At 48.1% G+C, this 12965-nt stretch carries 11 protein-coding genes; 5 read left to right on the top strand and 6 right to left on the bottom strand.

Features of this window, described 5'->3' with window-relative positions; translation table 11 throughout:
* Nucleotides 1–33: 33 nt before the first annotated feature.
* Genes BBC0178_RS09840 through BBC0178_RS09830 form a run of 3 tightly spaced genes read right to left on the bottom strand, consistent with a single transcriptional unit; the run spans nt 34 to nt 3133 of the window.
* Nucleotides 34–1434 (bottom strand): NAD(P)(+) transhydrogenase (Re/Si-specific) subunit beta, encoded by a 1401-nt coding sequence (locus BBC0178_RS09840; protein ID WP_078040044.1) that lies wholly within the window; start codon nt 1432–1434, stop codon nt 34–36.
* Between the two features lie 11 nt (nt 1435–1445).
* Complete coding sequence (locus tag BBC0178_RS09835; RefSeq protein ID WP_077972772.1) at nt 1446–1856, bottom strand: proton-translocating transhydrogenase family protein; 411 nt, start codon at nt 1854–1856, stop codon at nt 1446–1448.
* The gene (locus BBC0178_RS09830) at nt 1856–3133 is read right to left on the bottom strand and encodes a Re/Si-specific NAD(P)(+) transhydrogenase subunit alpha (protein ID WP_078040043.1); all 1278 of its coding nucleotides are present in this window, start codon (nt 3131–3133) and stop codon (nt 1856–1858) included. Before BBC0178_RS09830 ends, BBC0178_RS09835 begins: the two co-directional genes overlap by 1 nt.
* Nucleotides 3134–3418: 285 nt before the next feature.
* On the opposite strand from BBC0178_RS09830, the gene BBC0178_RS09825 reads away from it, so the two are divergent.
* A complete protein-coding gene (locus tag BBC0178_RS09825) occupies nt 3419–4195 on the top strand; it encodes a gamma-glutamyl-gamma-aminobutyrate hydrolase family protein (RefSeq protein WP_078040042.1) in 777 nt (258 codons plus the stop codon).
* Nucleotides 4196–4317: 122 nt separating this feature from the next.
* Here the strand turns inward: BBC0178_RS09825 and BBC0178_RS09820 are convergent, their stop codons facing one another.
* Together BBC0178_RS09820 and BBC0178_RS09815 are read right to left on the bottom strand one after the other, a co-directional pair.
* Complete coding sequence (locus BBC0178_RS09820; protein ID WP_077972766.1) at nt 4318–5343, bottom strand: LacI family DNA-binding transcriptional regulator; 1026 nt, start codon at nt 5341–5343, stop codon at nt 4318–4320.
* A 382-nt stretch (nt 5344–5725) separates the two neighbouring features.
* Complete coding sequence (locus BBC0178_RS09815) at nt 5726–6184, bottom strand: MarR family winged helix-turn-helix transcriptional regulator (RefSeq protein ID WP_078040041.1); 459 nt, start codon at nt 6182–6184, stop codon at nt 5726–5728.
* Between the two features lie 168 nt (nt 6185–6352).
* Between BBC0178_RS09815 and BBC0178_RS09810 the strand changes: the two genes are divergently transcribed.
* From BBC0178_RS09810 to BBC0178_RS09800, 3 genes are all read left to right on the top strand, one after another.
* Complete coding sequence (locus BBC0178_RS09810; protein ID WP_078040040.1) at nt 6353–7099, top strand: creatininase family protein; 747 nt, start codon at nt 6353–6355, stop codon at nt 7097–7099.
* A gap of 87 nt (nt 7100–7186) precedes the next feature.
* Nucleotides 7187–8281, top strand: coding sequence for a CobW family GTP-binding protein (locus tag BBC0178_RS09805; protein WP_078040039.1), 1095 nt, complete (start codon nt 7187–7189; stop codon nt 8279–8281).
* A 16-nt stretch (nt 8282–8297) separates the two neighbouring features.
* Nucleotides 8298–9287, top strand: a complete 990-nt coding sequence (locus BBC0178_RS09800) for a WD40 repeat domain-containing protein (protein WP_078040038.1) — start codon at nt 8298–8300, stop codon at nt 9285–9287.
* A gap of 79 nt (nt 9288–9366) precedes the next feature.
* Here BBC0178_RS09800 and BBC0178_RS09795 read toward each other — a convergent pair whose 3' ends face one another.
* Nucleotides 9367–10482: an alkene reductase gene (locus BBC0178_RS09795; RefSeq protein WP_078040037.1), complete on the bottom strand. Its 1116-nt coding sequence runs from the start codon at nt 10480–10482 to the stop codon at nt 9367–9369.
* Between the two features lie 157 nt (nt 10483–10639).
* On the opposite strand from BBC0178_RS09795, the gene BBC0178_RS09790 reads away from it, so the two are divergent.
* Nucleotides 10640–12949, top strand: coding sequence for a Tex family protein (locus BBC0178_RS09790; protein ID WP_078040036.1), 2310 nt, complete (start codon nt 10640–10642; stop codon nt 12947–12949).
* The last annotated feature ends 16 nt before the right edge of the window (nt 12950–12965 follow it).

Raw genomic sequence — 12965 nt, 5'->3', positions numbered from 1 at the left:
AAAAATGCCGCCTTGATGGCGGCATCTTAAGGTTTATTCCATGGCTTTGACAATGCTTTCGACCATTTTTTTGGCATCGCCAAAAAGCATCATGGTGTTGTCACGGAAAAACAGCTCGTTCTCAACGCCCGAATAGCCTGTTCCCATACCACGTTTCAGGAACAGAACTGTTCCCGCTTTCGATACATCGAGAATCGGCATGCCATAAATCGGCGAAGATGGATCCGATTTTGCGGCAGGGTTGGTTACGTCGTTGGCGCCAATGACAAAAGCAACATCTGCTTCGGCAAATTCGGAATTGATATCGTCAAGCTCGAAGACTTCGTCATAGGGCACATTGGCTTCGGCAAGCAGCACATTCATGTGACCGGGCATACGACCGGCAACCGGATGAATGGCATATTTGACTTCGACACCGTTTTCTTTGAGCTTGTCGGCCATTTCACGCAATGCGTGCTGGGCCTGCGCAACGGCCATACCATATCCCGGTACGATAATGACCTTGTTGGCGTTTTTCATAATGAATGCGGCGTCGTCTGCCGAACCCTGTTTGACAGGGCGGCGTTCAACTTCATTATTTCCGGCAGGGCCGGCACTTTCACCACCGAATCCGCCGAGGATCACCGAAATGAACGAGCGGTTCATGCCTTTACACATAATGTAGGAAAGGATGGCACCGGACGATCCGACCAGTGCACCGGTGATGATCAAAGCCATATTTCCGAGCGTAAAGCCGATACCCGCGGCTGCCCATCCCGAATAGGAATTGAGCATGGAAACAACAACCGGCATATCCGCGCCACCGATCGGCACAATCAGTGTAACACCGATAACGAGCGATAAAAGCACAATAAGCCAGAAAACCAGATGGCTTTCGGTTCCGACAAGTGCGGCGATGAGGATAACAATTGCCACTGCAAGAACAATATTGATCAAGTGACGATTCGGCAAAATAATCGGTTTACCGGACATGCGCCCGTCAAGTTTTAAAAACGCAATGATGGAACCGGTAAAGGTTATCGCACCGATTGCGACACCGATTGCCATTTCAACAAGTGCCCGCCCATGAATGGAGCCGATTTCACCGATACCGAATGAATGCGGCGAATAAAGCGCACCGGCAGCCACCATAACAGCAGCAAGGCCGACGAGTGAATGGAAAGAGGCAACAAGTTGCGGCATTGCTGTCATGGCAATGCGGCGGGCAATGACTGCACCGATAGCACCACCAATGGCAAGACCTATAATAATAAGGACAAGGCCACCGAAGCTTGGACGGGCAAGCAGCAATGTTGTGATGATGGCAACAGCCATGCCGACCATGCCATAGGCATTACCCTTGCGGCTGGTTGTCGGATGGGAAAGTCCGCGCAGTGCCATGATGAACAGAACACCGGAGACGAGATAAAGGAAGGCTGCAAAATTAACACTCATAGGTTCAAGCCTCACTTATCTTTTTTCTTGTACATGGCAAGCATGCGCTGGGTAACGAGAAAGCCGCCGAAAATATTGACGCTTGCAAGTACCAGCGCGATGAAACCGAAAGTGCTTGCAAGACCTGAAGCCGAAAGGCCGACAGCAAGCAGCGCACCAACGACGATAACCGAAGAAATTGCATTGGTAACAGCCATGAGCGGTGTGTGGAGAGCCGGTGTGACGGCCCAGACAACATAATAGCCGACAAAAATTGCCAGTACGAAGATCGCAAACTGGAAAATGAACGGGTCAATAACACCGCCTGTCGCATTGTGGACGGCTTCAACGGCATTATTGGAAATTTGGCCGCCAGCTTCGCGCACAGCGGCAATGGCCTGATCGAGACCTTGAAGGGCTTTGTCGAGAGCCTCGTTAGACATTATTTGGCTCCTTTTTCATTTGGTTTCTTATCCGCTTTTGCGGCTGGTTCTTTAGATTTCGAGGATGTGTGCTTTGCCGGTTTTTCGCCCTTTTCATCGGCTTTTTTTGCCGGAGCGGGTTTTTTATCGGCGTCTTTTTTTACCCCTTCTTCTGCAAAGCGGGGATGAACAACATGACCGTCGAAAGTAAGCAATGTGGCTTTCACGAGTTCGTCATTCCGGTCGATTGTAAATGCCTTCGTCTCCTTGTTTGTCATGATATCGACAAAGGCATAAAGATTGCGCGCATAAAGCTTTGAAGCGGTAGCGGCAATGCGGCCCGGAACATTGGTAAAGCCGATAATCTTCACCCCTTCGACTTCAACAACCTTATTGGCAACGGCGCCTTCGACATTGCCGCCTCTTTCAACGGCAAGATCAACCAACACCGAACCTTGGCGCATGGTTTTGAGCATTGCTTTTGTGATAAGGCGCGGTGCCGGACGACCGGGAATCAAAGCGGTTGTAATGACGATATCCTGTTTGGCAATATGCTCGGCAGTCAAAGCCGCCTGTTTTTGCTGGTATTCCTTCGACATTTCCTTGGCATAGCCACCAGCAGTTTCAGCAGCTTTGAATTCATCATCCTCGACGGCGATAAATTTTGCACCGAGTGAAGCGACCTGCTCTTTTGCCGCAGGACGTACGTCATTTGCCGTAACCGATGCACCAAGACGCCGCGCAGTGGCAATTGCCTGAAGACCGGCAACACCTGCCCCCATAACGAAAACCTTGGCAGCCGGAACGGTACCGGCGGCGGTCATCATCATGGGGAGGGCGCGGTCATAATATTCGGCAGCATCAATCACTGCCTGATAACCGGCAAGATTTGCCTGTGATGACAGAACATCCATGACTTGCGCACGCGTAATGCGCGGCATGAATTCCATCGAAAAGGCATTCAATCCGGCTTTGGCCATGGCCTTGACATCATCCTCGTGGCCGAATGGATCGAGAATGCCGATGAGATTGGCACCCTTTTTATAGAGGGATATTTCTTTGGCACTTGGACGGCGCAATTTCAAAATGATGTCGGCTTTATTTGCCTCGTTCGCACCAACGATTTTTGCACCGGCTTCCTTATAGTCCTCGTCACTTATCAAGGACTGGAGACCGGCACCTTTCTCGACCGACACATCATAGCCGAGATTGATAAGCTTTTTGACAGTTTCCGGAGACGCGGCAACGCGCGTTTCCCCTTCGGCTGTTTCTTTGGCAACAAAAACTGTTTGACCCAAATGTTATCTCCTTGAGTTTCAGGGAAGACAGGCTGCCTATCGACAGTCTCTTCTCCCCACTTATTCACAATGCCGGATTATTTCAGAAAAATCGAAACGATTTAGTAGTAACGGTAAAAGCACATTATTTCCAGTGCTTTTGCTAAAATTTCGTTTTTCACACGTCTTATCGTGGATAGTTCAGGAAAAAACTTTTTCAAATGTGCCTGTCTTAACGAAAACCGGTCATTTGACAAAAGCCTGTTTTCCTTAAATATTGATCCGATAATATAAAAGGGAACACAAATGGCTGAACATTTAAAACCGCTTATTGCGGTACCTGCCGATTGCCCCGCTTTTGACGGTTATGTCTGGCATGGCGCGCCTCAGCAATATCTTGAGGCCGCGTCAAAAGTGGCCGATGTTGCCCCCCTTATCGTGCCATCGCTTGGGGCCGGAGCCGATGTCCAGTCTATCCTTGCGGTGGTTGACGGTGTTCTCATCACCGGCGCAAAATCCAATGTAAATCCGGCACGTTATGGTGAAAAAGCAACCGCCGACCACGAACCGTTCGATTTTGCCCGAGACGAAACATCTTTTTTTCTCATTGATGCAGCAATCAGGCAAGGTTTGCCGCTTCTTGCCATTTGTCGCGGAATACAGGAACTCAATGTCGCTCTTGGAGGAACACTTTCACCGGCGCTGCAAAAAATACCCGGAAAGCTCGATCATAGAGCGAATGATAAAAGTGACAGTGACAAAAAATTTGCCATCAGGCAACCGGTTCGAGTGAACGAAAATACGGTGCTTGCAAAAATTGTAGGCACTGGCGAAATCATGGTGAATTCTGTTCACCAACAGGGAATCAACAAGCTGGCGCCACGTCTTGTTGCCGAAGCGACAGCTCCCGATGGCACAATAGAAGCAGTCAGTGTGAAGGATGCAAAAGGCTTTGCACTTGGCGTCCAATGGCATCCCGAATATTGGGCAACAAGCGATATACCATCAAACAAGATATTTAAAGCATTCGGCGAGGCAGTGCATCAACATAAAGATCATCGCCTTGAAAAAAAGGAGCTGTGAAAAAACAGCTCCCTCAAAAAAACAGGTGTCTTGAAAAAAGCATTTCGGAAAAAGAGAAAACAGTTAAAAAACGAAAACCTGCTTATGATGTCAGAATGACAGGATATCGAAATTTAAAGTTTTCAGATTTTTCTCGGTACCATGCGACCGGTTGATTGGCGAATGCGCAATTCCGGTTTAATGAGATCATGACCATTTTTGACTTCGATGCCGTTTAAAAGGTCAAGGAGAGCACGCGCTGCACGCCTTCCCACTTCCCTCTGACCGTTCCAGACTGTGGTGAGCGAGGGTGTGGCAATTTCGGCTTCCTCAAGATCATCATAGCCGGTCACAGAAATATCCCGCCCTGCAACAAGGCCGGCACGGGCAATTCCGTTCATCAAGCCGATTGCGGCAAGGTCATTGAAACAGACGGCAGCAGTCGGTTTATCTTTGAGAGCCAGAAATTGCGGTGCTATCTCGAAACCTGCCTGTTTTGTCCGAGGTCCTTCAAGGCGCCATTCCGGTTTGACCTCGAGTCCGGCAAGTTGCATGGCATGGCGATAGCCTTCATAACGGTCATGTCCGGTCGAGGTGTAATCTGTACCGCCAACCATAGCGATGCATTTATGCCCGAGAGAAATGAGATGGTTGGTGGCAAGAGAAATGCCGTAAGTATCGTCGCCGCGAAACACCGGTACGTCCACTCCTTCAACATGGCGCGCAACAAAGACAACAGGCAAACCGTTATTTTGTGCCATTTCAATGTCTTTTGCAGGGGTTCCGATTGCCGGTGACATGATAACGCCATCAGCTCCGAGCTGAAGAAGCGTTTCCAGAAAATTGCGTTGCTTGTCCAACTGGTCATAATGGTTGGAAAGGATGAAAGTTTGCCGTGAACGGTCGAGTTCCGTCTCGATCGAGCGCAATATTTCGGCAAAAAACGGATTCATAATGTCGTGGACAACAACCCCCACAATGCCGGAGCGCGATGTGCGCAAACTTGCTGCACGGCGGTTATAGATATAGCCGATATTACGGGCGTAATCCTTGATTTTTTCACGTGTATCATCTGCTACCAGCGGGCTGTCACGCAGTGCCAACGAAACTGTGGCTGTCGAAACATTTAACGCATCAGCAATCGTGGAAAGTTTAATTTTTTGCGCCAATGCTCATTATTCCTCGAAAATGAATTAAATTTTAGCGTTTAAACCGTCAAATCGGAAGAACGGGAATTTCCCCGATTGGTTCGAGAAAAGTCGCCAAGCTTCAGGAGTGATTGATAAACGTCTATTTTAAAGGAAACTATAGTCATTTTAAACTGTTTTGTTCAATGAACAATTCATTGGAATAAGGGAAAACAGTGTATTTTTTAAAATTCGCTTCGCCATTTTATTGATTATTTAAAAGTCGATCATTTGAAAGAGGTGGAAAATTTTGTTTTTCCACCTCCCGATAATCAAGTGAAATTCGACTATTAGTTTTTGTGCCAGCCGGTTTTAAAATAATGTCGGCATGTTCATCGGCCGGCATGTTCATCGGCCGACATGTTCATCGGTATGTATCGGTTAAAAGTGATTGCTGCTGCTCAAGATTTTTATGGATTCTGTCCATGAGGGTCAGCAAAGTAAATTGCTCTTGTTCATCAAGACCACCGGTCACTTCCCGCTCGGTCTCTTCAAGTGCCCTTTCGATGAGGTTGACAATGTTATGGCCGTCTTTCGTAAGAAAAATATGAAATTTGCGCTGGTCTTTGTGTGATCCACGTTTGGTAACAAAACCTTGTTCCTGAAGACGCGCTATCGTTTTTGTGACTGTAGGAAGTTTTACGCCCAAGCGTTTGGCCAGGCTTCCGGGCGATTGCCCGTCTTTCATCGCCAACAACAAAATTATTCTATCTTGACCGGCATATAAACCAAATTCATAAAGACGACGAGCCAATAAGGTCTTCATCATTCTTGCTGTTGATTGGACGATCTCTAACGCTGGTATCCGAGTTTTGTCTGGCATTATATCTTTGTCTCCCCGAAGACGTTTTTGGAAGAAATAACGATTCACTTGTCTAGTATATCAACCTGATTCGTTAATTTTCACAAAATGGTGAATTTATCTATAACATGTAAGGGCAACAAAATCTGTGTATAGCCAAATAAAAATAATTCGATAAGGATTAAAATAGTGAAAAAAGAAGATCAAATAATAGCAATTTTGCCTTTGGGTGCCCATGAATATCATGGTCCTCATTTGTCACCAACGACGGATGCTGTCATTGCCGGGGCTTTTGCTGAACGTCTTGCATCTTTGTTTCCAACCGCCCCGAAACGTTTGACTCCACTGGAGGTTGAATCTGTCGGCTATTCAATCGAACATAAAGGTCGGCCGTTTACAAAAACATTGGAATATTCACAAGCTATTGACCGTTGGATTTCGATTGGTGCCGATTGTTATAAAAAGGGAATAAAAAAAATTCTCGTTCTCAACGCTCATGGTGGCAATTCGCCATTGATGAATATTGTCATCACCGAATTGCGTTGTCGCTTCAAAATGCTTGCTGTAGCGACCAGTTGGGGACGCTTCGGCCTGCCGGAAGGTTTGATTACTCCCGAAAACAAACAGTTGGATATTCATGCCGGCTTTATCGAAACGTCACTCATGCTTTATCTTGCGCCTGAAAAGGTGGAAATGGAAAAAGCGCAAAATTTCTCCAACTGGCAAAAAAAATTACAAGAAAAATTCAAATATCTCCGGGCTTATGGGCCATTTCCTTTCGGCTGGAAAATGGCGGATATCAATAGATTGGGGGCCGCAGGAAATGCACTTGCCGCGAATAAAGAGGCAGGAAAAGCGATATTCGATCATGCAATTGAAGGTTTTAGCGGCCTTGTTGAGGATATGTTCGCTTTTGATATTGACGAACTCTCCTAGAAAGCCTCTTTTCCAAAGCTAGAAATTGTTAGCGACATTGCTTATATCGACAACAGTAAAAATTCCCGTCATTTGAAAGGTCATGCTATGAGCGAGACTGAAAACACTCCCCGCAAAATTCCGGTAACTGTTCTGACCGGTTATCTGGGGGCAGGAAAGACAACGCTTCTCAACCGGATTCTGACAGAAAATCACGGCAAACATTACGCTGTTATTGTCAATGAATTCGGCGAGATCGGCATCGACAATGATCTGATTGTCGAATCCGACGAAGAAATTTACGAGATGAATAATGGTTGTATCTGCTGCACAGTGCGCGGCGACCTTGTCCGTGTTGTCGACGGTTTGATGCGCCGTCCCGGCCGGTTTGACGGTATCATTATCGAAACCACCGGTCTTGCCGATCCGGTTCCTGTTGCACAGACATTTTTCATGGATGATGATGTCAGGGCAAAATCGCAACTCGATGCTGTTGTGGCGCTGGTCGACGCAAAACATTTGCCGTTAGAGTTGAAAGACAGTCGTGAAGCGGAAGACCAGATTGCTTTTGCCGATGTTGTCCTTTTGAACAAGACCGATCTTGTCAGCCCGCAGGAACTTGCCGATGTCGAAGCAACAATACGAGCAATCAATCCTTCTGCTGTTATCTTTCGCACCCAACGTTCCAATGTCGATTTGAACGAAGTGCTTGATCGCGGTGCATTCGATTTAAGCCGTGCGCTTGAAAATGACCCGCATTTTCTCGATCATGACGAGGAAGAGGAAGAGCATGTATGCGGGCCTGAATGCGACCATGATCACGATCATGACCATCACCACCATCATCATCATGACCACGAGCATCACCACCATGACGGGGACGAGCATGTCCATGGAGCAGCCCTTCATGATGTAACGGTGAAATCGGTTTCGTTACGTGCAGGCGAACTTGATCCGGGCAAGTTTTTCCCGTGGATCCAGCAGATTACCCAAACACAGGGGCCGGATATTTTGAGACTTAAAGGCATTATCGCATTCAAAGGCGATAAAGACCGTTATGTTGTGCAAGGTGTCCATATGATTTTGGAAGGCGACAGCCAGAGACCTTGGAAAGAAGGCGAAAAGCATGAAAGCCGTCTGGTCTTTATCGGCCGCAAACTTGATGCCGAAAAGCTCAAAGCCGGTTTCGAAAATTGTGCCTGATTTTTGAGAGGAATCTATGCCGACAATTGCACATTGTGACCTCGACAGCTATTGCCTGTTTGCGGGGTTTTTAGATGACCAGCCGGTCTTTGTGACAGCAAATGGTGAAATCACCCTGCTTGGCGAAAAACAAAAAGTGGTCGAGGCACATGAAGGGATTGCCTCCGTTGCTTTAGCCAAAGACAAGAAATCGGTGATTACCGGCGGTGAAGATGGCCGGATTTGCCGGACAACCAGTGCTCTTCAGTGTAGCGAGCTTGCCCGTCATGAAAAAAAGTGGATCACCTCGGTTGCAGCCGGTCCCGACAATTCTTATGCCTTTGCTTTTTCACGCACGGCCTGGGCCGATGGCGGCAAGGGAGCCGATGGAGGCAAGGGGCTTCAGGAGTTTGATCACGAGCGTAGTGTTGAAGATCTAGCTTTTGCACCAAAAGGCCTAAGATTTGCGGTGGCACGATATAATGGCGTGACATTGCATTGGCTCGGCGCTGACACAAAGCCCACCGACCTTACATGGAAGGGCGCACATTTTGCTGTTACATTTTCGCCCGATGGCCGCTATGTCATTTCGTCGATGCAGGAAAATGCCTTGCATGGCTGGCGATTGAGTGATGACCAGCATTTGCGCATGAGCGGCTATCCTGCAAAGGTCAAGAGCTGGTCATGGAGCGCGAAAGGTAAGTGGCTTGCCACGTCCGGCGCTCCTGCTGCCATTGTCTGGCCATTTCAGGCCAAAGATGGCCCGATGGGAAAAGCCCCCCTTGAACTCGGCACCCGTGCCGATGCCATGGTCACATGCGTGTGCTGCCATCCGGAAGAAGACATTGTTGCTGCCGGTTTTAATGACGGCATGATTTTATTCATCCGCTTTGCCGATGCGAAAGAAGTGCTTTTGCGCCGTCCCGGAAAAGGTGCCATTTCAACCATGGCTTGGGATGATAAAGGGTATCGACTGGCATTCGGCTCAGAAAGCGGGGAAGCTGGCATTATCGATATTTCTGCCTAAGAGCAGGAGAATAAGTTTTTAATAAAAATAAAACCACCTGCTGCGCGCAGGTGGTTTTTTAATGAACAGCTCGAACCGGTCAACCCAAAGTCGGGTAATCGGTATAGCCTTTTTCATTGCCGCCATAGAGTGTTGTCTGGTCGACCTCGTTCCATGGAGCATGCTCTTTGATACGGCGGACAAGATCGGGATTGGCAATAAACGGACGGCCGAAAGACACAATATCGGCATAGCCCGACCCGACAGCTTTTTCAGCCATTTCGGCGGTATAGCCATTATTGACCATCCACGCGCCATTGCCACCGGCATCGCGATAGACGTGTTTCAAACGCTTATAGTCGAAGGCATAATCGGCTTCGGTATAATTGCGGTCGCCTCCTGTGGCACCTTCGATCAGGTGGATGAAGGAAAGCTCATAGGCAGCCAAAGCATCAACATAAAAATCGAAAAGCGGCTGCGGGTCCGGATCATGGGCATCATTGGCAGGTGTTACCGGAGAAATGCGGATACCTGTTCTGCCACCGCCGATTTCTTTTGCAACGGCTTCGGCAACAAGGAGCGGAAAACGGCAACGATTTTCAATCGAACCGCCGAATTCGTCGGTGCGGTGGTTCGATTCGGAACGCAAGAACTGGTCAAGCAAATAGCCATTGGCCGAGTGAATTTCCACGCCGTCAAAACCGGCAATATCGACAGCATTGCGTGCGGCTTTACGATAATCGTCGATAATGCCGGGAATCTCGGATGCGTTCAATGCACGTGGTGTCGATGTTTGTACAAATTCACCCTGACCATTCTTGTCTTTGATATAGGTTCGGGCTTTTGCCTGAAGGGCGGAAGGGGCAACAGGCGGTTTGCCTGCAGGTTGCAATGAACTGTGGGAAATACGTCCCGTGTGCCAAAGCTGGGCAACAATTTTGCCGCCTTCTTCATGAACGGCATCGGTTACTTTTTTCCAGCCGACAAGCTGGGCTTTTTCGTAAAGGCCCGGAACGTCGATATTGCCTTGTCCCTGTTGTGAAATGGCCGTACCTTCAGATACAATAAGGCCGGCGGTCGAACGTTGGCGATAATAGACAACGTTCAAATCATTGGGTGTTGCATTGGGCGAACGAGCGCGTGTTAACGGCGCCATGGCAATGCGGTTTTTTAGAACAAGGTCTCCTGCCTTGATCGGGTCAAAAAGTGATGTCATGAAAAGCCCCTTTCATAATGGCTGCAAATTTAAACATAAGGTGAACCGGCCCGATTAAAAAGGGCTTGATTAATTTTTATGAGGAGAAGAATTACGGTTGCGTTCCGGTTTGCAATCCGTAATCTCTCCTTGAAATTGAAAGAATCTGGTAAATAGAATGACGACAATTGCGCAATCAATCTGCCAAACAATTGCTGGCGACATCAAGGCGAGTCAAACACAGGTTGCTGCCGCAATCGCCCTCATCGACGAGGGGGCAACCATTCCCTTCATTGCCCGCTATCGCAAGGAAGTAACCGGTGGCCTTGATGATGGACAATTGCGCCTGTTATCGGAACGGCTCATTTATCTTCGTGAAATGGAAGCACGTCGCGAAGCGATTATTCAAGCAATTCGCGAACAGAACAAGCTTAGTCCGGAACTGGAAGAATCTTTAAGAAAAGCAAGCTCGAAGGCCGAATTGGAAGACCTTTATCTGCCGTTCAAGCCGAAGCGGCGTACCCGTGCCGAAATTGCCAAAGAAAACGGCTTATTGCCGCTTGCGGAGGAAATTCTGAAAAATCGGAACGAAGAACCGGAGCTTCTTGCCAAAGATTATATCAATGACAACATTTCCGATGTCAAAGCTGCTCTTGACGGTGCTCGCGATATTATTTCGGAAACCATGGCGGAAAATGCCGAACTCATCGGAAATTTACGTCACTATATGCAATCACATGCCTTTATCCATGCCAAGGTTGTTGCCGGTAAAGAGCAGGAAGGCGCGAAATTTTCCGATTATTTTGACCATAGCGAAAAATGGTCGACTGTGCCAAGCCATCGCGCACTGGCAATGTTTCGCGGGCGTAACGAAGAAATCCTGAATGTCGATATTGAAGTCGACGAGGATATTCCAAATGGCGAAAAACCGGTCATAAAGCTGATTAAACAGGCCTACAAAATCGGCGATCAGCTCCCCGGAGATATTTTTCTTGTGAGTGTCGCTTTATGGGCATGGCGAGTAAAGCTATCTTTACATCTTTCGCTTGATTTGATGCGCGATTTGCATGAGCGCGCCGATGAAGAAGCAATTTCTGTTTTTGCCCTTAATCTCAAAGCACTTTTATTGGCTGCACCGGCGGGTGAAAGGGCAACAATGGGGCTTGATCCGGGTATCCGCACCGGTGTCAAGGTTGCAGTGGTCGATAAAACCGGAAAACTCAAGGAAACCGCAACCATCTATCCATTCCCGCCGAAAAATGATGTTCGCGGTGCAGAGGCGGTGCTTGCCGCTCTCATTAAAAAACATCAGGTTGATCTCATCGCTATCGGCAACGGGACAGCAAGCCGCGAGACAGAAAAACTTGTTGGCGATTTGTTGAAACATATGCCAGCGCCCCGTCCGACAAAAGTCATTGTTTCGGAAGCCGGTGCTTCTGTCTATTCGGCTTCCGAACTTGCGGCCAACGAATTTCCCGAACTTGATGTGTCATTGCGCGGCGCAGTTTCAATCGCCCGGCGTTTGCAGGATCCGCTTGCCGAATTGGTTAAAATCGAACCGAAATCTATCGGTGTCGGGCAGTATCAGCATGATGTCGACCAGTTCGAGTTGATGAGAGCGTTGGACGGTGTTGTCGAAGATGCGGTGAATGCCGTGGGGGTTGACCTTAACACCGCTTCGGCCTCTCTGCTTGCCCGTGTTTCGGGGGTGGGGGCATCATTGGCCGATGCAATTGTTGCTTATCGTGATGAAAATGGCCCATTCAAAAATCGTAACGGGTTGAAGTCGGTACCGCGCCTCGGTGCAAAAACATTCGAGCAATGTGCTGGTTTCTTGCGTATCCGCAATGGCGACGAACCGCTTGATGCTTCGGCAGTGCATCCGGAAGCTTATAGCGTTGCACGCAAGATTGTTGCTGCATGTGGCCGTGACTTGCGGTCATTGATGGGCGATAGTGCTGCTTTGAAAAAACTCGACCCGAAAACATTTATTGACGAGCGGTTCGGTTTGCCGACCATTAAAGATATTTTGAGCGAATTGGAAAAACCCGGGCGCGACCCGCGACCGGAATTCAAAACAGCAACTTTTGCCGAAGGTGTTGACGAGATTTCAGACCTCAAACCGGGCATGAAGCTTGAAGGGACAGTCACCAATGTCGCTAATTTTGGTGCATTTGTTGATATAGGTGTGCATCAGGACGGGCTTGTCCATATTTCACAACTTGCCGACACTTATGTGAGTGATCCGCATAAAGTTGTGAAAGCCGGAGATATTGTTTCTGTGACTGTGCTTGATGTTGATCCAGCACGCAAACGCATCTCGCTAAGTATGAAAAAACATCCCGATAATCCGGATAGTCGTGCAAAAACTGCTTCTTCGGAAAATTCGGGACGCAACCATTTGCATAATATGAAAAATAAAAAACCAGCCTCTCAAGAGGGCAGTTTCGGTTCGGCTCTTGCAGAAGCATTGCGCAAACGCCATTAAATTTAAGCAAATGCTA

The sequence above is a fragment of the Ditibartonella apihabitans genome, from assembly GCF_002007485.1.
Classification (GTDB): Bacteria; Pseudomonadota; Alphaproteobacteria; order Rhizobiales; family Rhizobiaceae; genus Bartonella; species Bartonella apihabitans.
Note: the sequence above shows the minus strand (reverse complement) of the source record. Positions and strands in the feature narration are given on the sequence as shown.